Origin of the sequence: Pseudomonas sp. YuFO8 (assembly GCF_035065025.1) — a bacterium.
Taxonomy (GTDB): domain Bacteria; phylum Pseudomonadota; class Gammaproteobacteria; order Pseudomonadales; family Pseudomonadaceae; genus Aquipseudomonas; species Aquipseudomonas putida_AE.
This window is the reverse complement of record NZ_JAXDEQ010000006.1, coordinates 50,282-67,343: the sequence shown is the minus strand read 5'-3', so window position 1 is coordinate 67,343 and position 17,062 is coordinate 50,282. Positions and strand designations below refer to the sequence as shown.

The window sequence follows — 17,062 nt, the reverse complement described above, 5'->3', positions numbered from 1 at the left end:
CTAAAATGAATCGGTCAGAAAAGTGAGAATGGCGAGCTCGTTGATCACGACCAGGCGGCTTGCGCTGTCATCGAGCGTGGCAATCAGGGTCTGCTGGTCGTCGTTGAAGTCGGCCACGCCGATGTTCAGCTTCACCGGGGTGATCGTGACGAAGTCGTAACGCCGGCAAGTGCGCCCGTATTGCTGCATCAGGACGCGCAGCAGCACCGGGTTCTCGCTCAGTTGCGTGTCGGACAGGTGCAGCAGGACCACGTCCCAGTCCAGATCCGGCAGGCGCTCCTGGATCTCCACATAACCCACGCCCAGACGTTCGAAGATGCGCACCATGCCGGCGGTGCTGCCGGCGTCGACGGCATTGACGAAGGCGTACTTCACCCGCCGGCGATACAGCCCTTCCGGCTCGCCATGAAAGCGCTGAATGTCACGCTGCCAAGCCAGCAGATCGAGCACGCTGAGGTGGCAGGTCTCGGCGTCCAGCTGCAGCAACGGCCAGTTCAGCCAGTTCTCAACCTTGCCCCACCAGGACTGCGCGGCAGCTTTGAGCTTGGCCAGCTCCGGACCGTCCAGCCAAAATGGCAAGCTCAACTTAAGCATTCAGCTCAACCTCAACCCCGGACAGGCGCGGGATAGTCAGTTGGGAAATGATGTCGTCGTTGTCGAAGGCGAGGGAGTCGATCCCGGGGAACTGCTGATGCAATTCCTCGCCCAGGCGGCTGAAAGAAAAACGGGACTGCGGATGGGTCAGCGTCGGCTGATAGTCGTTCTCGCTGCTCTCGCGAAACGCCGCACGGATGAACAGCTCGACGTCCGACTTCAACTTTGGCCTGCGCTCGGCACCGACTTCGGCTTTCGGCCAGACCGTCAAACTCACGGTGTGCAGCGTGGCGGGCATTTCCAGCACCAGCAGGTCGTCACCGTGGCCATGGTTGCCCTGGTCGCGAATAGAGTTGTTGATTTCAGCCAGGTAGGTATCCGCCGGCGAGTCCGCTTCGAACAGCACAAAGGCATTGGCGCTGCCGGGGCCCCGGGGCGCGTTGTGTTCAAAATAAACGCCGTCGGGCTGCACACCGGGGAACGCGGCGATCAAGCTGCGATACACCGCGTCGGTGTGCCATTGGTTGACTGCGGAGAACTGGTTGCGCACGCGCAGGCGCAGCTCGTCATCGGGCTCGGTGTCGGCGCCCGGCTGGCTCAACCAGCCGTCAGCGTTCACCACCTGGACAACCCCGGGCACCGGCTCCGGCAGGATAGAAAAGTAACCTGGTGCAAGGTTGAAGCCGCTGCCGGCCTGTTTCGCTCGAGCCAGCACGCGGATCTGCGATTCGCCATCGGCAAAGCTCGCCGTTGCCACCGTCACCAGCTCGTAGACGTTGCCGTTGATGGCGATCGATTGCACGCGGGTACCGGCCGGCACTTCCAGAAGGCCAGCCAGCGCGCTGCGGGTGAACAGCAGCAAGCCTTCGGCCTTGGTCGCTGGCTTGCGAGTGACGTTCACCGCCCAGGCCAACATGTCCAGCCAGGCGCCGGTCGCCGTCTTCACGAAGAAGTTAGGCAACACGGTGCCGGCAATGAACTCGATCAGCCACATCACCGGCTTGGTCACCAGCGCGGTAATCACCCGCCAGAACGGCGACCAGGCGCTGGTGTTGCTCAGCTTGCTGCCCTGGGCGACCACTTCGAGTTCCCAGGCGGCGCGCAGCTTGGCCTCGGTGGTCGGAATGCCGGCGTCGCTCAACGCCTGTTTGAAGTCCACGTCACTCACAGCACTACCTCGACAGATCCAAATTCAACGGTTTTCGCCGTCACCAGGTACTTGCCTGTCCCCTCGCCAAGGATGCGGACGGTGCCCGGTACCAGGCGCACGTCGGCCTCGACCAGTAGCTCCAGCTGCTGGATGCAGTCGGCTTGGCGAAAGCGATCGCGCTCGGCCACCATCGTTACCAGCAGCCCGCTTTCGCGGATCATGTGACCGATGTCCTGGGCGATGCTGGCCCGATCGTCCACCAGCAGCGGCTGGTTCGAAGGGTCCAGGGTCAGGTCGTTATTGGTGATCAGCAGGTCGATGTAGAGGCTCATCCGCCTACCCCCATCGCCACCATGTTTTCCAGCTCGAGCGGCGTCATCGGCTTGGCGGTGTGGATCTCAACTTTCTCGACATGCGTGCCCTTGTTCTGGCTGCTGTTGTTTTGAATGCTGGTGAGCAACCCGCCCGGGGGCACGGCCGTCGGCCGCGACGGTGAAAGGCTTGGAATGGCGCCGTTGATGCTCTGCTGGGCGTTCTGTCCAACGTCGGCGGTGTTGGCCGCGCTCACTGCAGCATCGACACCTGGTATGTCAGGCATGCCGCCGAAGCGCGCTTCGATGTTCACGCCCGGGATGCTGTTGATCATCTCGATCAGGCTGTTGATGGCCTTGTAGAAAACGCCGACGATGCTGTCCCAGGCGCCTTTGGCCATGGCGGACCAGCCGCCCATGGAGCCAAACCAATCGGAAAGGGTCTTGAACTGATCGCTGACCCACTGGAAAGCCGCGCTGTTCATCAGGGCGGCGGTCCATTCGTCCCAGTAGTAGACGGCGGCGACCACCGCCGCGACCAGGGCGACGATCCCGACAACGATCAACAGCACCGGGTTGGCCAGCAGCGCGCCGTTGACCAGCCAGATAGCGGCCTGCCACGCCACCATCCCGACTTTGACCAGGCCCATCCAGGTGTACAGCAGCACTAGGCCGGCGACGAAGGCGATCGTCATGACGGTGTGGAACATGAACATGGCGATGCTGCGGTAGCCGGTCCAATTCAGCAGCTTCCAGACCGTCAGCATCCCCAGCCAAACCATCTTCGACATGCCGACAGCCAGCGTCAGCAGGGACATGCCGGCGATGATGCCGAAGATGGTCAGCGTGGTGATGCCGATCACGCGGGTGATGTTGGGGAACAAGGTGACCCAGCGCATCAGCGTCTTGCCGATCGCCACCATCTTTTCCATGAACGGCGCCAGGACCGGGATCAGCACCTGGCCAAACAAAGCGCGCATGCTTTCTACCAGGGACGCCCATTGCGCCCACGGATCTACCATGGCCTTGGCCATCTGCTCGGCGCTCTCCAGGCCACGAATCTTGCCCAGTTGATCCATGCCGACGCGCAGGCGATCGGTGTCCTTGGCCAGTGCCGTGATCACACGCGCGCCTTCGCCGCCGAAGGCATCGATCAGCTTGGCCCCCGCGTTGGCACTGTTCAGATCACCAAACTTGCCCTCCAGCTTGCCGAGAATGTCGAGCATCGGCAGCAACTTGCCGTTCTGGTCGACGAACTTCATCCCCAGCTTTTCCGAGGCGCTGCCGATGTTTTCGAAGAACGATTTGTAAATGCCGCCGGCATCGCCGCCTTCCATGGTGCTGCTCAGCGAGCCGATCACCGCGAACTGCTCGGCCAGGTCCACACCCGCCGTGGTCGCGATCGAGCCGACTTCCTTGAAGGCATCCTTCAACTGCGCGCCATCGGTGCGGAACAGCTTCACCGCCAGCGCAGTCTGCCCGCCCAACTTCTCGATCCATTCGGTTTTGCCGAAGGCGTCCGCCTGGCCCTTGAACAGGTTGTACATGGTGCCCACATAGGCGCTGGTGGTTTCGGCATCGGCCTTGGTCGCCTTGGCCAGCACGTTGCTGGTGTTGGTGATCGAGGTCAGCTGGCTGGCGGTCAATCCTTTGATGGCGCCATCGATCGTCGCCGCCGATGCCACAAAATCCCGGGCATTGGCGGCGTAGTCGACAGAGAACTCCAACGCCTTTTGATTGAGCGCGGTCAACGCGTCTTCGGCCACGCCCAGCGATCGGACTTCGCCCAGGGCGCGGTTCATCTCCAACGCAGGCGCCAGTGACTGGGTAATTGCCACACCGGCGCCGACCATGCCGCCCAAGCCCAGGCCCATCGTCTTGATGTTCTTCTCGCTCTGTTCGGCAAGGTCGGAAAAACCCATTTTCACCTTGCCCAGGGGCGCGGTGACCTTGTCGGTCAGGCTCAAGATGAAGGCCAGGCGGGCGGCGCGGTCAGCCATGTGTTTTTATCCTTTCAGTGCATGGACGATGCCGTTAGCCACGGCGATTTCCATGCGTTTCCAGTGTTCGTCTTCCAGCCACCTGGCGGTGCCCATCACCTCGGGTGTGGGCTCCTGACCAGGTAACCAGCGACTGACCAGGGCCAACAGCTGGCCCAGGCCGTCCTCGCTCAGGCGCTCAGCGTGGTCGAGGGCTTTTTTACGATGACTTCAACGTCCGGGGCGTATTCCTCGACCAGCGCGCCGGCGAGTTGCATCACCATCACCGGGTTGCCCAGCAGCGCTTTCAGCGTGGCGCGTTCTTCCTGCTTGACGGTGTTGACCAGCAGGTTGTTGGCCGGGGCGACCTTGTTGTTCTGGCCGAGGCTGTTGAAGTACTTGGTCACGTCCTGGGGTGTCAGGGTGAAGGTGAATTCTTTTTCGCCGACTTCCAGGGTGATATCGCGTGTTTCGCTCATGTTCTTTTCCGTTGTGGGGGTTGGTTAAAAAGGTGCTGCAGGCGTTGTTCCAGCCGGTCCTCCAGCTTTTCCATGGCCTTGTCGATGTGCTCTGCCCGCACGTATCGCTCGGCAACCTCGATACGAAACTCCAGGTGCTCACGACGGGCCGCGCTGATCTGTTTGAAGAGGTACATCTGAAAGCCCACCACTCCGGTCAGAATCAGTTCGGTCAGCATCAGCAGTACGCTCACGGCCATGGCTGAAAGCTCCATTTCACGCGCTCCAGTTGCCACGCCCGCCAATCCGGACGGCGGCGTACATCAGCCAGGCCAGAGGCTTGGGCATGCCCTCCTCGAGCAAGGCGTCATAAAAGACCTGGTCAGCCTCGGCCTTGGTGAAGGACAAGGTGCCGTGGGTGTAAATGAAGTCATGCACCACCGACGGACGCCGGGCGCACTCGTCGTCACGTGGGATCAACCACCAGACCGGCCGGGGCACGCTGGCCAGGTCGGTGCGGTAGCACTTGGGCACCGTCACCAGCTTGTTGCTGGCCGTCAGGTAGAACAGCGGCCTGATCAGCTGCCATTGCTTGGTGCCCTTCACGGCCTTAACGACCAGCTCGCTCCTAAAGGCCATCGGCGGCGCACTCCACGCGGATTGTGTTCGGGGCCGTGTCGCTAGCGATCTGGGCGCGCAGCAGCACGCGCCCGGTCTCCGGCGCCTTGCAATACAACGCCACCAACGTGGAAGCGCTACGCGCCACCACCGCGTGGGTGTCGCTGAAGGCGCAGCCGACCAGGGCGACGAGGGTGAACACGGCAATCATTGACAGGCGGGTCATTCAGTAGCTCCAGATCGCAGGGCTGGGGAATCGACCACCGGCCGGCGCCATGCCCAGGTGCAGGAAACGAGAGTTGCCGCGCTGGCTGATGCCGAAGCGGGTGAACTTCAGGTTCATGGCCAGGCGCAGGATCGCCACCGCGTCTTCGCCGCGACAGCGCACGTCAACTGCCAGGCCGGTGCAGTGCTCACCTGGTGCAGGCTTGTTCACCTCCACCGGGTGTTTCGGGCAGCGGTAAGCGCTGCTCAGCGCCATGGGCCGGCCAAACTGCTGACGCAAGGTCACCAGCTCGGCCATGAACACCGGATCCATCTCGGTGCCGGTGCTGTTGCACTTGCCACATTTGCAGCGCAATTCAGCCGCGGCGAAGTGCGGCCAGGTGATGGTGTTCATCGGCGTTTTCCTTGCTCGAAAAGGGATTGGCACGGCGTGCAACGAGTGATTCCACCAAGCGCCTGGCGCTTCTCAGGGATCAACTCATCACAGTCCAGGCAATGGCTGCGGCTCGGCCCGGTCGGACGTGCCTTCGCGAGTTGGGCGGTAATCGCCTGTTCACGCTGGCGTTGTTCCAGCGCCTGGGCACGATCGAACGGGCAGACCATCAGCGCAGGCCCTCGATCTCGCTCGCGTCCAGGTAAGGCACGCCGTTGATGCGGATGAAGTCCGGACTGGTGACGTCGAACGGCACCTTGTGCTTGGATGTCTCCCCACCCTTCTGATCGATCCCGAGCAGGCTGGAGACCTTCAATTTGCAAGCGAAGGCCTCCACGCGCAGTTCTTCGTCGCCGGCCTTGGCAAAGAAAACAATGTCGAACGCTTCGAGCTTGCGAAAGCTGCCGGCGGTGCGTGCAGCCTCGATCAGCAAGTTAAAGTTGCTGGTGTCGAACTCAAACTCACCACTGGCTGACACGTCGCCGTCGACGTGTCCATTGGGTACGCCCTTGCTCTGTGCCACGGCGGTGTTGTCCGTGATGTCGAGGGTGCAGTTTTGAACGTGAACCAGCAGATCGCCCAGGTTCACGTCGAAGTTCTTGCCGCCAATACGTGACATAGGGGGTTACTCCGAATCGTCGTTGGAAAGGTCGAGGGCGATGTTGGCCGTCAGGTCTTTCGGGCAATTGAGCGGCCGAATCTTGATGTACAGCTCGACCTTGGTTTTGCTGAGCCACACCAGGACGATGTCGCCGTCCTTGGGCGCCTCGATCTCACCAGGGAACACCTGGCCAGCGAACGTGGCCGACTTGGCCATCTGGCGCAGTGGCTTCATGAACGCACTGATGGCGGCGGCCATGCTGTTGGGGGTTTTGTTCAATCGGCGATCGGCCACGCGGCGGATCAGCAGCGGACGCACTTGGCGAGCGGCCTTGTCAGCCAGGCGCAGGTACTCGACCACCTGGAAGTCGCTGTCCGGTGCATCGAGCATGTTGCCGTCGCCCCAGAACACGCCCGGGTAATCGGGATAGGTCTGCGACACGGAGAACCGCGCCTTATCCAGTTCGGCACGGGTCGCCGATGGCAGCGGCACGCCGTCAACATCGGCAGGAATCGCGCCCAAGCCCAGCACGGCGCCGGACGCCACACGCATTGGGCTGTCGGCAATGCTCACCGCCGCGTTGGCCAAGCGACCAGCCAACACGCCCAAGTCATTGCCGTGCAATTGCGGTACGACCAGGACACGCGGCGCGGCCAGGTCCTTGGTGATCGCCCGCTGCGCAATCAGGTATTGGTCCCATGTCTGCAGCACGGTGATGCCGGCGCTCGCGGCCATCACAAAAGCCCGACGGCCGTAGACGTTGTTCAACGCGATGGCGGCGTCATGCATGGCCGACAGCTGCGCTGCAGCGGTCACCGGCTTGGTGATCACCACCGCCTCCACCGAAAAACCCTGCTGTTGGGCGTATTCCAATGCGTCGGACCAATCACCGTCGGCCGCGATCGGCGCAGCCAGGCACGCCCAGCGATCGCCGCCGTTCAGTTTGGCGGCAGTGATCTGGGTTTTCAGGTCACTGGCAGGAATGCCCAGGGCGCTGTCTAGGTCGCTGTCGGTGTTCAAGGGGATCAGTTGGCCGACGCTCTTCGCACCGACGCCGATATAAAGGAAATAGCGCTCGATCTCAGTCACGGCACCCTGGCCTAGATTGAGATTGTTTACGCTGACTTTGCCGAGTGCCATGCAGTGCCTCGCTAGCGGGGTGAATTAAGGATTTGTTGGAGCACCTGGTTCAGCAGCAAGCCGGTGTCTCGTTCGGTGCTGACGCCGATGAACTGGCGCTTGGGCAAGGTGATTTCCCAGCTTTGCGCGCCACTGCTCTCGGTTTTCTCGTCGTCCAGGATGCGGATCAGCAGCCCGGCCTTGGCGTAGTTCACATGTTCTTGAATCCAGGCCACTGATGGCCGGGACAGGGATTTCTTGCCCTCTTGGCGGACCTTGAAGCCCAGCCGGCGCAGGCGCTTGGCTTGCTTTTCCGTGGCTGCCAGTCCGGTGGGAACGTTGTTCCAGCGCTTCATCTGGGCGGCGGTGCGGCGCTCGCTGACGCCGTTGTGCTGCTGCGCCGCGACCCAACTGGTCAGGGCATTCCGCCAGCCCAGCTCGGCTTCATCGGGACTCACGCGGGTGACCAACATCAGCTTGGCCAGCCCCGCTTCCATCTTCTTTTTGCCCTTGCCGGTCCCTTTGCGCGCTTCGAACGGGGTGCCGTCGAGGTTCTGCTGATCGCGCACACGCTTGCGGCTCATCGTCCGCACGCGCTTGGTAACGTTGTTCAGCAGGCGTCGGCGCAGCTGTGGCGGCAGGCTGAGCAACGCCAGCTGCTCGCGCACGCCCAGGTAGCCCCGGGCGTCGAGCTCGAAGGTGCTACGACCGGCCAAGGCTTGACACCTCGCCGTGTTCGGCAATCCACAGATCAAACGGGACAAATGACCAGGTCTTGCCGAAAGCCTCGATCTCGCCGGCAGGATCCTCGGCCAGGTACTGGGGTTCGTTGAACTCCAAGGTGATGTCCACGTCGGCCAGGTCGTTGTCGAGCATGGTGATTTCGAACTTCGGCGCCGACAGTTCGTCGCGATCCTGGTCGTTGCCCTCCAGCCAGCTGCCCACCAACGCCATCAGGCGTCCGGGGTGATCGGCGAAACGCTCCAGGGCGATCGTGGCGCTGTAACGCATGTCACCCATGCGCATGCCGCCGATGTCGGGCTTCCAGATCAGCTCCAGGTTCACCTGGTCGGTCCAGCTGTCGAGCTGCTCCGGCAGCACCAGCTGGCGTGCGATCAGGTAAGTGGTGAGGGCGCGAAGTTTGATCACAGGAGTGCCGCCGTAATGCGGCCACGGCCTTGCAGCGAGCGAACGGCCTGCTGGCTGAACTCAAGGAAGGTTTCACCGCGCTCCGGCAGTTCTTTGCCGGTGTTCTCCGCGCTCTCACGGCGGGTCACAGTGGCGAACTGAGTCAGCAAGGTGGCTTTGGCGCGGCAATACACAGCGCGCTTGTACGTCGCTGCGTGAAACGTGCGCTCCGGCAGCACCATAGGGTCAGCAGATTCCACGGTGGTGACGCCTGCGTTTTGCCATCCGGCCTTTCGTTCAGCGAGGTCGCGGTTGACCTCGGCCATCGCCGTGGCCAAATCAGTGGCCAGCATGTCAACCAGGTACTCCGCCGGCAGGCGGTAACCCTTCTGGAACTCAGCCACGGAGAGGTTCGGCCAGAAGCCGTCGTTCTCGATCGCTTGCTCTACAAAGGTGGTGGGTTTCCCGGAAAAACTCATTGCTGACCGCTCAAATAGGGCGGGGAGCCTGTTTTCAGTGGGACGGTCCATAAATGGGCGGCTCACTTCCACAGGTCCCCGCTGGGGGGGTAGTCGGTTATTGGGAAGCCGGTGCGGCCTGTTGTTTTGCTAGCGCCTTGCGGCACTTGCCGATGCGAGTTTCATTGCCTGCTTTGGAGTGCAACTCGGTGGAGCGCTCAAGATGCTTGATCGCGGTTTCCCACTCTTGAGCGTCCTGGGCACGCATGCCGATCAACTTGTGGTACTTGCTCGGGATCTGCTCCGTCAGGTCCCATTCACCATCGACGCGGGGCAGCAGGTCGGACAGGTAGGGCTCTGGGCTGCGCCCGGCGTTGTATTCGTCGTAAGCCCAGTCGATCACCGTGTCCGCAACAAAGGTCTGGATGTCGCGGCGCTTGAAGCGCTCGGGCATCTGCTGGCCTTGCTCGATCGCAAAGTCGGCCAGCTCCAGGGCATCGTCGAACTGAGCGGTGTCGAACAGCCAGATCATCACCTGCACCAGGATGCGATTCGGAAAGTTCAGGCCCGACTCAATGTAGCGCTGGATGTAGTCCTGGTACTTGGGCAGCAGCTCGTCACGCTTGAGCAACTGGCGACCGGCCAACGCTCCTTTCATTGCGCTCAGGCGCTCCAGATCCTGGTCCAATGCCGCTTCCTGCAGCAGCAGATGCTTGCGGGCATTGGCCGGACTGCTGAGCGCTTCAGCCGGGGAGTACGCCATCGCCGAACCCGAAAAGGCTGCAGCAACAGCGGTTACACCCAAGGCCAGGGTGCGGCGCTTGTGCGCCAAGGCCAGGCTCACGCCACCAGCTCCACGTTCTCGGTTAGAGCGATCTTCTCCAGCTGCTCGATCACATAACCTTCGTTGCGGCTGTTGTAGTCCTCGACGCGGGAGCGTTTCGGGTTATCGACCGTCTGCTTACGCCAGCTGGAGTCTTGGTAGTAGATCGACAGGTTGTCCCAGCTGGTGACCAGCACCGCGTTGACCGGGAAGTTCGGCACGCTGAACGCTGGCAGACCACCATAAGTCGAGATGACCTGGGCGTTCTCGATACGCTCTTTCTCGGACGGGGTATCACCCTGTTTGGTGTACAGCTTGGCCTTGTCAGCCGCCAACAGGTCGGTGCCGATGATCGCGACCAGGTCACCGTCTTCGCGCAGAATCTCGTCGACCATCTGCTTGGTGTCGTGCACCAGGGCATCAAGGTTGGCGTAGTCGCCACCGGCACCCAGCGTAACCTTGCCAGCGGTGGCGCCTTCGTTGAGAACCTGCTGTGGGGCTTGCTCACGCAGCTGCTGCAACCAGCCCTTGTTTACGTCCTGCAGCTTAGGATTCGCCGCCAGATCGGTCTGAGTTGCCGCGCTGGTGCCGTGGAAGCCGATGACAATCCGATCCTGGGCGATGCGCTTCTGCACAGCCGCGGAATAGCGATCCTGGAAGTCCGGGAATTTCGCCCAGGCATCGATCTTGGCGTAGGGAAGTCCCACATCGGACTGGGTATCAGCCAGCTCGTAAGTGGTGTTTTCCAGTGCCGATGCGTCCTTGGCTACGCGGTCGGTGGTCTTGGTGTTGGCTCGGCCAGTGACCGGACCGTTGACACCGATGAACACTTTCTCGCCCTTGATCTCGCTGACCGGGATGACATTGATACGCTCAAGGAAGTCAGCCTTTGCGGTAATCGCGTCGTTCAGCTCTTGGGCGATAGTAGGCTCCACACTGAACATCCGACTGGCGCGCTCGACGCCGTAGGACTCAGCCATTGCCAGCTGCAGTGCGGAAAATTGCTTGGCGCCATTGGCGCTTAGTGGCTGGGCCATGTCAGAGCACCCGCTTCTTGGCAGTGGCTACCGGGCCAGCGTTGCGTGGCAACTGGCGACCGGTGGGCGTGTTTTGCAGCGCGGTGAACTGCTTTTGCAGGCCAGTCAGTGCGGCCAGGACGGCTTTGTTCGATGCGCCACCGTTGCGACTGAACTCGCGCTCTTCCTCCGCAGTCGTGACGATCGCGTCCACGGCTGCAGTGACGTCATCGATCGGGGCTTGATCGGGTTCGGGTGCCTCTTCAGCTGCAGGCTCAATCACAGCCTGAATGCCGGCAGCGACAACCAGTAGCTGTGCCAGCAGGGCTTTTAAGGCCGTTGCGGTAGCTTCATCCATTGGGGGTTTGCTCTCGGTTGGGGTGGTGGGTTCGGCGGGCTCGGTGTCCGCTGCAAAGCGCTTGAAAAAGCCGGTGAGCAAGCCGATCAGCTTGCCGACTTCGCCCTGGGGCTCCTCTTCGAAGGAGCCAAGCTCAACGGGCGCGGCGTAAAAGGCGTCTTTGTGGGTTTTCCTCGAAAAGTACAGTTCCTGGGTACCCAGGCTGGCGGGCTCATCGGTCACACCCAGGCCGGTCAGGTAGGCTTTGCCACTGCCGGCGAAGTTGGGGGTGATCTCGATACTGGAGAACAACTTCTGGCCCTGATCATTCAGGTACAGCAGCCGATCGTTGGGTTTGAGCTGGGCTTCCAGGGCAATTTGTCCCTCTTCGAGGTCGTCGCCCTCCTCCACCAGCCGCACGGCGAATACAGTGCCGTGGGAGCCAGGCCAACGTTCGTGGTCACACCAAATCACAGCCGTGTATTTGGCCGGCTTGTAGGTTTCAGCGATGTCGCGCAGTTCCTGGGGAAGGATCTCGCGACCATCGGCGGTGGTGCCGCTGGTGGCGACACGTTTCCAGTACGAAACAAGGGAACGGGGCATGGGCGAAAACTGCGCTCAATCGGTGATTTGAGTCGCCAAGATATGCACCGCCAGACCACCAAACAAACGGTTCACTTTTGCGTTAGTCCTATTTCGCGAATATAGGTCGAACGCGGATTTTCACCCCACGTTTCTAGCGTTTTCGCCGCATAGACTGCGGCCCATGTACTACTCGACCGAAGTTAAAGAAGCCGCTAAACGCCTGTTTCTGCGCCGCTGTAAGGCCAAGGAAATTCAGGCGCAACTCAACCTGCCCAACATTCGGATCGTCTACTACTGGATCCGGCAGGGTGGCTGGGAGGACATGCTCTCGGACGAAGAACCGCTGACCGCTGTCGGTCGGCGTATCACCCTCCTCCTGGACAAAGTCGGCAGCCTTTCCAAGGACGATCTGAACGAACTGGACCGGCTGACTGCCGTGCGCGAACGGCTGCTCAAGCAAGCGGCCAAACCTGTGCCGGCGGCGGCAACGCCCGGTGACGACCAGGACGAGCCCTCGGAGCCACGTCAACGCTCGCGAGGTGACCGCCCCACGCGCGGTGAAGGTGGAGGCAAGAAAAAAGAGAAGAAGGCCAAGAACGACATCAGCGGCCTGACTGAAGTCGACTTCCTGGATAAGTTCATCAGCAAGATGTACCGCTATCAGCAGGAGCTGTTCGCGGCTAAGCAAAACCCGCTGACATGCCGGATCCGGAATATCCTCAAAAGCCGCCAGGTGGGCCTGACCTACTATTTCGCCGGCGAAGCGTTCATGGACGCTGTGTTAAGCGGCGACAACCAGGTGTTCCTGTCGGCCAGCCGATCGCAATCAGAGATCTTCCGCAGCTATATCATCCAGTTCGCCCAGCAATGGTTCGGCATCGAGCTGACCGGCAACCCCATCACCCTGAGCAATGGCGCCGAACTGCGCTTCCTCAGCACCAACAGCAGCACCGCCCAGGGCTACCACGGGCACGTCTACGTCGACGAATATTTCTGGATCCGTGACTTCGAGAAATTGAGCACCGTGGCCAGCGCCATGGGCACCCACAAGAAGTGGCGAAAAACCTATTTCTCGACGCCCAGCGCCGTATCGCACCAGGCCTATCCATTCTGGTCCGGCGAGGAGTTTCGCAACAGCAAGCGCGGCAAGAAAGCCGGCGGCACTTGGCCGGTGGAGTCGGCATATACCCAGGGCGCGCTGTGTCCGGATGGTCAGTGGCGCAAGACCATCACCATCCAAGACGCGATCGATGGTGGCTGCGATCTGTTCGACCTCCAGCAGTTGCAGCTGGAGTACGACGAGGACAAGTTTCAGCAGTTGTTCTACTGCAAGTTCATCGACAGCACGCAAAGCGCGTTCGGTCTCAAAGACCTGGAGCGTTGCTACTCCGATCTATCGCTGTGGGAGGACTACAAGCCCGACGACGATCGGCCATTTGGCAACAGCCCGGTCTGGCTCGGCTACGATCCAAGCCGCACCCGCGACGACGCTACCTGCGTGGTCATTGCACCACCACTCGAACCCGGGGCGAAGTTCCGGATTCTGGAGAAACACAGCTGGCGGGGACACTCGTTCACCTACCAGGCCGCCCAGGTCAAGAAGCTCACCGAGCGTTTCAACGTCCAGCACATCGGCATCGATGTCACCGGTGTGGGTTACGGCGTGTTCGACCTGGTGCGCGACTTCTACGCGAAAGCCACCCCGATCCACTACAGCCTGGAAGCGAAAAACGCCCTGGTGCTCAAGGCCCAAGACACGATCCAAGGCAGTCGCATCGAGTGGGATGCGGGCTGGACCGATATCGCCCAGGCGTTCCTGACCATCAAGCGCGGTACCACCAACAGTGGTCAGGTCACCTATAGCGCTTCGCGCACCGACGCCACCGGCCACGCTGACATCGCCTGGGCGGTCATGCACGCCCTGGCCAACGAACCCTTGAACACCAACAAGCGGCGCCGTAGCCGCTACGTCACGAGTGGAAACAATGCCCAATCCTCGACACAAAAAACGCCAGGTCAGCCAGCAGGTGCGACAGCCACAGCCCATGCGGGCGTTCACGTTCGGGGAACCCGAACAAGTGTTGTCGGGAAACATCGGCGAGTACGTAGGGGTGTTTCCCAGCGACGACGGCGAGATCTACAAGCCACCAGTGTCGCGTACCGGCCTGGCCAAGCTGCTGCGCGCCAATGCGCACCACGGCGCAATTCCGAAGTTCAAACGCAACCTGTTGCTGCGTGAGTTCATCCCCTCCGACGGCTGCAGCGCCCGAACAATGGGCTGCGCGGGTCTGGACTATATGGTATTCGGCGATGCGTTCTTCTATCGCGACATCAACGCCTTCGGCCAGGTCCTGGAGCTGCAGCACCTGCCGGCCATCAACATGCGGGTGAAAGTAGACGGTGGCTTCCGGATGTTGCTTCCGGATAACAAGTTCATGGACTTCGACCAGGAGGAGATCGAACACGTCATGGACTACGACGTCGAGCAAACCATCTACGGCATTCCGGACTATCTGGGCGGCCTGCAGGCGCTGTTGCTCAACGAAGCCGCGACATTGTTTCGCCGGCGCTACTACAGCAACGGTGCGCACGCCGGTTACATCTTCTACACCAACGATCCCGACCTGACCGAAGAGGACGAGGAGAACCTGCGCGCCCAGATCAGCGCCAGCAAGGGTGTGGGCAACTTTCGCTCGATGTTCGTCAACATCCCGAACGGCAAAGAGAACGCCATTCAGATCATCCCCGTGGGGGATTTCCAAGCCAAGGACGAACTGGAGAAGGTGAAGAACATCACGCGCAATGACGTGATCGCCGCATGGCGAATGAACCCGGCACTGGCCGGCATCATCCCGGAAAACAACGCTGGCTTTGGCGATATCGAAAAGATCGATCGCGTGTACACCAGTAACGAGATCAGACCCATCTGTCAGCTGTTCAATCAATTGAACGACGCGTTACGGGGCGACAGGCGATTCACCTGGAGAGTACCGCCTAAGGCAGCTGATTCCACTACATCGAGTGCATAGCTAAGAGATTGCCACTACATATTGTGGCAATATAGTGGCGATTGGATGCCCTGGGGAGGGACACAATGCGAGTTGTATGCAAATGCGGACATAAGGGACGGATCGCTTCGAGAGAGGAGCTTTCGGTGGATTTCGCGAAGCTGTATTGCCAGTGCCTGAACGCAAAGTGCGGGCACACATGGGTTGCGAACCTAACGTTTTCACACACGCTGAGCCCATCAGCTCAGTCATTCGAAAGGATGTTGTTTGATCGTTTGAGGGACCTGCCCAGGGCTAAACAGCGAGAGCTATTTGATCAGTTGGGATCACAGGCAGTGGCATGATGCAAATCGCCGAACCAAGGGTGTCGGCGATCGATTACGTGAAACGACTATCAGCTTTCGACCGGTTCTTCCGGATGAGTCGCCAGGACCTCTGACATACGACGGAGATGAACTTGTTCCTTTTCATTCAGCAAGCGGTACAGCCGAATGAGGCGACGTTCGATTTTAGTCAGGTTTATCCATTCGAACTCGGTGGTTCCGGTATTGCCAAGTTCGTTTCTCTCGCGATCCAACATGCTTTCTACTCCATAAAGTGCATTGCTGAACCGACGTTGACGGGGCTGGAACTGGCTTTAGTACAAGGGGGCGACGAATGTCATACACGCTTTGTTACAAGTTAATACCGCTGCCGGGCAGCATCGTCGGCCATGGCTTTGAGGAATCGACGGATCGCTTCTTGGTCCCCTGCAGTGATGCTTCTGTATTGCTTGACCAGCAGGTCTTCAATATCGCTGAGAGCGTCCACCGCCAATGTCGTGCGCTTACCATTGAGGATATAGGGAACGTCAAAACCGAATTGGCTAGCGACTTTGCTCAGGTAAGACGCTGTCGCATCACTCGTTCCAGCTTCGTAATTAGCTTGGGTCCGTTTGGCTATACCAAGCGCATCTGCGATCTCGTTCTGCGTCAAAGCGCAACGCTTACGTTCTTCCTGCAGTCGGGAGCCTATCTCTTCGGAAAGGTGCAAAATTATTCATCTCTGATATTTACAAATGCATCGAAGTGCATCATTCTGCATCTCACACCACATGAAAATGCACGGAACTGCACTATGCCCAACTCAAGCATCACCGAGCAAGCCCGACAACAAGCGCGTGAAGCCTTGGATAAGCGCGGTCAATCCGCAAAGGACTTTGCTGAACTGCACAATCTGAATCCCAGCACCGTTTACGCGGTGCTGAGTGGCCAGAGCCGTTGTCGCCGTGGGGAGGCACATCGCGCCGCTGTATTGCTAGGTATCAAAGACGGCGTGATCGAACAGTAATGGCACTGAGCCACAGGGAAAAGCAGAACATGAAAAGTTCAGTTCTAAAGACTCGTCGGGAAGTTGTCAGCGCCATTATCTGCAGTTACCCAGGTGGCCGGGAATGCGCTGCGGCGCGCATCGGTTTGGCGCTGAAAAAATTCGACAACCATGCCTACGAAAATAACAACAGTCGCCCGCTATCAGACGCCCAGCTCTACCAGCTGGAGCAGGAAGCTGGCACCCAACATTTTCCCAACTACGTTGCAGCAATGTATGGGGGTTTGTTCGTTCCGGTTGCAGATCCGGAGAATCTGGACAATGTCGAGATGTACACCCTTTCGGTGAACGTTGCGGCCAAGCGGGGGTGTGTAGACCAAGAGATCGCGAAGGCTTTGGCGGATGGCTGCATTTCCGAAATCGAAGCAGAACACATACTCAATGCTCACAACCTACACATGGCTGCACGCCACGCAGAAGTGCTTGCAGCTATCGACCTGTACCGCAACAAATCAGGGGCTGCTCAATGAACGATCTGCCTGCAGTACAGGAATACCAGGACGTGCTCAAAGCTGCTGCGCTCGCCTTTCTGGAGCGCCACCAATGCGAACACCTGGGTGACGATCAGCAATTGTTCGACCGCGCAGTGCAGCACCTGATCACCGACTTCGACATCTTGACTACTACTGCAGAGAAAGCCGTCCACTTAGCCTGCAGCGATATGTCCGCAATTCGCGATCGGCAGCGACTGGACATCGGCAGTAGCACGTCGACCCACACGGTCATCATTGACCCCGCCACAGGCAAAGCTTGGGCCGTTCCGGTCAGCCTGATCTACGAACGCATTCTTAATGCGCCGGATAACGGTCGTTTCCGCGTAGCCGCACCGTAACACTCACCCACTAAATCGC

The 17,062-nt window shown here is 60.2% G+C and carries 26 protein-coding genes; 6 read left to right on the top strand and 20 right to left on the bottom strand.

The features are described from left to right. The 19 genes from SOP95_RS07655 to SOP95_RS07565 form a co-directional block, all read right to left on the bottom strand. Complete coding sequence (locus SOP95_RS07655; protein WP_323606710.1) at positions 1 to 594, bottom strand: phage tail protein; 594 nt, start codon at positions 592 to 594, stop codon at positions 1 to 3. After that, positions 587 to 1,762 (bottom strand): baseplate J/gp47 family protein, encoded by a 1,176-nt coding sequence (locus SOP95_RS07650; RefSeq protein WP_323606709.1) that lies wholly within the window; start codon positions 1,760 to 1,762, stop codon positions 587 to 589. The genes SOP95_RS07655 and SOP95_RS07650 overlap by 8 nt, the downstream gene beginning before the upstream one ends. Beyond that, complete coding sequence (locus tag SOP95_RS07645; protein WP_323606708.1) at positions 1,759 to 2,076, bottom strand: DUF2590 family protein; 318 nt, start codon at positions 2,074 to 2,076, stop codon at positions 1,759 to 1,761. Before SOP95_RS07645 ends, SOP95_RS07650 begins: the two co-directional genes overlap by 4 nt. Next, positions 2,073 to 4,055, bottom strand: a complete 1,983-nt coding sequence (locus tag SOP95_RS07640; RefSeq protein WP_323606707.1) for a phage tail tape measure protein — start codon at positions 4,053 to 4,055, stop codon at positions 2,073 to 2,075. Before SOP95_RS07640 ends, SOP95_RS07645 begins: the two co-directional genes overlap by 4 nt. A 6-nt stretch (positions 4,056 to 4,061) precedes the next feature. Further along, positions 4,062 to 4,205, bottom strand: a complete 144-nt coding sequence (locus SOP95_RS07635) for a DUF6890 family protein (RefSeq protein WP_442967735.1) — start codon at positions 4,203 to 4,205, stop codon at positions 4,062 to 4,064. A 20-nt stretch (positions 4,206 to 4,225) separates the two neighbouring features. After that, positions 4,226 to 4,513, bottom strand: a complete 288-nt coding sequence (locus SOP95_RS07630; RefSeq protein ID WP_323606705.1) for a putative phage tail assembly chaperone — start codon at positions 4,511 to 4,513, stop codon at positions 4,226 to 4,228. Next, on the bottom strand, positions 4,510 to 4,767 hold the full coding sequence (locus SOP95_RS07625) for a hypothetical protein (RefSeq protein WP_323606704.1): 258 nt from the start codon (positions 4,765 to 4,767) through the stop codon (positions 4,510 to 4,512). Before SOP95_RS07625 ends, SOP95_RS07630 begins: the two co-directional genes overlap by 4 nt. Position 4,768: 1 nt before the next feature. Beyond that, the gene (locus tag SOP95_RS07620; protein ID WP_323606703.1) at positions 4,769 to 5,131 is read right to left on the bottom strand and encodes a DUF1353 domain-containing protein; all 363 of its coding nucleotides are present in this window, start codon (positions 5,129 to 5,131) and stop codon (positions 4,769 to 4,771) included. Next, positions 5,121 to 5,336 (bottom strand): hypothetical protein, encoded by a 216-nt coding sequence (locus SOP95_RS07615; protein ID WP_323606702.1) that lies wholly within the window; start codon positions 5,334 to 5,336, stop codon positions 5,121 to 5,123. The genes SOP95_RS07620 and SOP95_RS07615 overlap by 11 nt, the downstream gene beginning before the upstream one ends. Then, on the bottom strand, positions 5,337 to 5,729 hold the full coding sequence (locus SOP95_RS07610) for a D-Ala-D-Ala carboxypeptidase family metallohydrolase (RefSeq protein WP_323606701.1): 393 nt from the start codon (positions 5,727 to 5,729) through the stop codon (positions 5,337 to 5,339). Next, complete coding sequence (locus SOP95_RS07605) at positions 5,726 to 5,938, bottom strand: TraR/DksA family transcriptional regulator (RefSeq protein ID WP_323606700.1); 213 nt, start codon at positions 5,936 to 5,938, stop codon at positions 5,726 to 5,728. The genes SOP95_RS07610 and SOP95_RS07605 overlap by 4 nt, the downstream gene beginning before the upstream one ends. Next, the gene (locus SOP95_RS07600; protein WP_323606699.1) at positions 5,938 to 6,387 is read right to left on the bottom strand and encodes a phage protein; all 450 of its coding nucleotides are present in this window, start codon (positions 6,385 to 6,387) and stop codon (positions 5,938 to 5,940) included. The genes SOP95_RS07605 and SOP95_RS07600 overlap by 1 nt, the downstream gene beginning before the upstream one ends. 6 nt (positions 6,388 to 6,393) lie before the next feature. Next, positions 6,394 to 7,509 carry a DUF2586 domain-containing protein gene (locus SOP95_RS07595; RefSeq protein ID WP_323606698.1) on the bottom strand — a complete coding sequence of 372 codons (1,116 nt, stop codon included), beginning with the start codon at positions 7,507 to 7,509 and terminating at the stop codon, positions 6,394 to 6,396. A gap of 11 nt (positions 7,510 to 7,520) precedes the next feature. Next, on the bottom strand, positions 7,521 to 8,204 hold the full coding sequence (locus tag SOP95_RS07590; protein ID WP_323606697.1) for a phage virion morphogenesis protein: 684 nt from the start codon (positions 8,202 to 8,204) through the stop codon (positions 7,521 to 7,523). Continuing rightward, positions 8,191 to 8,637 (bottom strand): phage tail protein, encoded by a 447-nt coding sequence (locus SOP95_RS07585; RefSeq protein ID WP_323606696.1) that lies wholly within the window; start codon positions 8,635 to 8,637, stop codon positions 8,191 to 8,193. The genes SOP95_RS07590 and SOP95_RS07585 overlap by 14 nt, the downstream gene beginning before the upstream one ends. Then, positions 8,634 to 9,095, bottom strand: a complete 462-nt coding sequence (locus SOP95_RS07580) for a head completion/stabilization protein (RefSeq protein ID WP_323606797.1) — start codon at positions 9,093 to 9,095, stop codon at positions 8,634 to 8,636. Before SOP95_RS07580 ends, SOP95_RS07585 begins: the two co-directional genes overlap by 4 nt. A gap of 97 nt (positions 9,096 to 9,192) precedes the next feature. Beyond that, positions 9,193 to 9,918, bottom strand: coding sequence for a phage terminase small subunit (gpM, locus tag SOP95_RS07575; RefSeq protein WP_323606695.1), 726 nt, complete (start codon positions 9,916 to 9,918; stop codon positions 9,193 to 9,195). After that, positions 9,915 to 10,934: a phage major capsid protein, P2 family gene (locus SOP95_RS07570; protein WP_323606694.1), complete on the bottom strand. Its 1,020-nt coding sequence runs from the start codon at positions 10,932 to 10,934 to the stop codon at positions 9,915 to 9,917. Before SOP95_RS07570 ends, gpM begins: the two co-directional genes overlap by 4 nt. Position 10,935: 1 nt before the next feature. Next, entirely contained in the window at positions 10,936 to 11,853 is a 918-nt protein-coding gene (locus SOP95_RS07565) for a GPO family capsid scaffolding protein (protein WP_323606693.1), read from the bottom strand. Between the two features lie 163 nt (positions 11,854 to 12,016). Between SOP95_RS07565 and SOP95_RS07560 the strand changes: the two genes are divergently transcribed. The 3 genes from SOP95_RS07560 to SOP95_RS07550 all read left to right on the top strand — a co-directional run bounded on the left by SOP95_RS07560 (position 12,017) and on the right by SOP95_RS07550 (position 15,187). Further along, on the top strand, positions 12,017 to 14,074 hold the full coding sequence (locus SOP95_RS07560; protein WP_323606692.1) for a terminase large subunit domain-containing protein: 2,058 nt from the start codon (positions 12,017 to 12,019) through the stop codon (positions 14,072 to 14,074). Further along, positions 13,986 to 14,864, top strand: a complete 879-nt coding sequence (locus tag SOP95_RS07555) for a phage portal protein (RefSeq protein WP_323606691.1) — start codon at positions 13,986 to 13,988, stop codon at positions 14,862 to 14,864. The genes SOP95_RS07560 and SOP95_RS07555 overlap by 89 nt, the downstream gene beginning before the upstream one ends. A gap of 65 nt (positions 14,865 to 14,929) precedes the next feature. Then, positions 14,930 to 15,187, top strand: a complete 258-nt coding sequence (locus SOP95_RS07550) for an ogr/Delta-like zinc finger family protein (RefSeq protein WP_323606690.1) — start codon at positions 14,930 to 14,932, stop codon at positions 15,185 to 15,187. 50 nt (positions 15,188 to 15,237) lie between these two features. On the opposite strand, the gene SOP95_RS07545 is transcribed toward SOP95_RS07550, so the two are convergent. Continuing rightward, entirely contained in the window at positions 15,238 to 15,423 is a 186-nt protein-coding gene (locus SOP95_RS07545) for a hypothetical protein (protein WP_323606689.1), read from the bottom strand. A gap of 536 nt (positions 15,424 to 15,959) precedes the next feature. On the opposite strand from SOP95_RS07545, the gene SOP95_RS07535 reads away from it, so the two are divergent. From SOP95_RS07535 to SOP95_RS07525, 3 genes are read left to right on the top strand one after another with little or no spacing between them, the layout of a single operon-like run. Further along, a complete protein-coding gene (locus SOP95_RS07535; RefSeq protein ID WP_323606688.1) occupies positions 15,960 to 16,172 on the top strand; it encodes a DNA-binding protein in 213 nt (70 codons plus the stop codon). Positions 16,173 to 16,201: 29 nt separating this feature from the next. After that, a complete protein-coding gene (locus tag SOP95_RS07530; protein ID WP_305883052.1) occupies positions 16,202 to 16,681 on the top strand; it encodes a YmfL family putative regulatory protein in 480 nt (159 codons plus the stop codon). Then, positions 16,678 to 17,043, top strand: a complete 366-nt coding sequence (locus SOP95_RS07525; RefSeq protein WP_323606687.1) for a hypothetical protein — start codon at positions 16,678 to 16,680, stop codon at positions 17,041 to 17,043. The genes SOP95_RS07530 and SOP95_RS07525 overlap by 4 nt, the downstream gene beginning before the upstream one ends. The last annotated feature ends 19 nt before the right edge of the window (positions 17,044 to 17,062 follow it).

What these genes read in the sequence shown, in the direction of transcription:
- SOP95_RS07640 (WP_323606707.1), bottom strand. Translation starts at nt 4,055, where the DNA reads ATGGCTGACCGCGCCGCCCGCCTGGCCTTCATCTTGAGCCTGACCGAC.
- SOP95_RS07600 (WP_323606699.1), bottom strand. Translation starts at nt 6,387, where the DNA reads ATGTCACGTATTGGCGGCAAGAACTTCGACGTGAACCTGGGCGATCTG.
- SOP95_RS07610 (WP_323606701.1), bottom strand. Translation starts at nt 5,729, where the DNA reads ATGAACACCATCACCTGGCCGCACTTCGCCGCGGCTGAATTGCGCTGC.
- SOP95_RS07525 (WP_323606687.1), top strand. Translation starts at nt 16,678, where the DNA reads ATGAACGATCTGCCTGCAGTACAGGAATACCAGGACGTGCTCAAAGCT.
- SOP95_RS07630 (WP_323606705.1), bottom strand. Translation starts at nt 4,513, where the DNA reads ATGAGCGAAACACGCGATATCACCCTGGAAGTCGGCGAAAAAGAATTC.
- SOP95_RS07655 (WP_323606710.1), bottom strand. Translation starts at nt 594, where the DNA reads ATGCTTAAGTTGAGCTTGCCATTTTGGCTGGACGGTCCGGAGCTGGCC.
- SOP95_RS07535 (WP_323606688.1), top strand. Translation starts at nt 15,960, where the DNA reads ATGCCCAACTCAAGCATCACCGAGCAAGCCCGACAACAAGCGCGTGAA.
- SOP95_RS07560 (WP_323606692.1), top strand. Translation starts at nt 12,017, where the DNA reads ATGTACTACTCGACCGAAGTTAAAGAAGCCGCTAAACGCCTGTTTCTG.
- SOP95_RS07620 (WP_323606703.1), bottom strand. Translation starts at nt 5,131, where the DNA reads ATGGCCTTTAGGAGCGAGCTGGTCGTTAAGGCCGTGAAGGGCACCAAG.
- SOP95_RS07625 (WP_323606704.1), bottom strand. Translation starts at nt 4,767, where the DNA reads ATGGAGCTTTCAGCCATGGCCGTGAGCGTACTGCTGATGCTGACCGAA.
- SOP95_RS07570 (WP_323606694.1), bottom strand. Translation starts at nt 10,934, where the DNA reads ATGGCCCAGCCACTAAGCGCCAATGGCGCCAAGCAATTTTCCGCACTG.
- SOP95_RS07605 (WP_323606700.1), bottom strand. Translation starts at nt 5,938, where the DNA reads ATGGTCTGCCCGTTCGATCGTGCCCAGGCGCTGGAACAACGCCAGCGT.
- SOP95_RS07530 (WP_305883052.1), top strand. Translation starts at nt 16,202, where the DNA reads ATGAAAAGTTCAGTTCTAAAGACTCGTCGGGAAGTTGTCAGCGCCATT.
- SOP95_RS07595 (WP_323606698.1), bottom strand. Translation starts at nt 7,509, where the DNA reads ATGGCACTCGGCAAAGTCAGCGTAAACAATCTCAATCTAGGCCAGGGT.
- SOP95_RS07550 (WP_323606690.1), top strand. Translation starts at nt 14,930, where the DNA reads ATGCGAGTTGTATGCAAATGCGGACATAAGGGACGGATCGCTTCGAGA.
- SOP95_RS07645 (WP_323606708.1), bottom strand. Translation starts at nt 2,076, where the DNA reads ATGAGCCTCTACATCGACCTGCTGATCACCAATAACGACCTGACCCTG.
- SOP95_RS07580 (WP_323606797.1), bottom strand. Translation starts at nt 9,095, where the DNA reads ATGAGTTTTTCCGGGAAACCCACCACCTTTGTAGAGCAAGCGATCGAG.
- SOP95_RS07615 (WP_323606702.1), bottom strand. Translation starts at nt 5,336, where the DNA reads ATGACCCGCCTGTCAATGATTGCCGTGTTCACCCTCGTCGCCCTGGTC.
- SOP95_RS07545 (WP_323606689.1), bottom strand. Translation starts at nt 15,423, where the DNA reads ATGTTGGATCGCGAGAGAAACGAACTTGGCAATACCGGAACCACCGAG.
- SOP95_RS07565 (WP_323606693.1), bottom strand. Translation starts at nt 11,853, where the DNA reads ATGCCCCGTTCCCTTGTTTCGTACTGGAAACGTGTCGCCACCAGCGGC.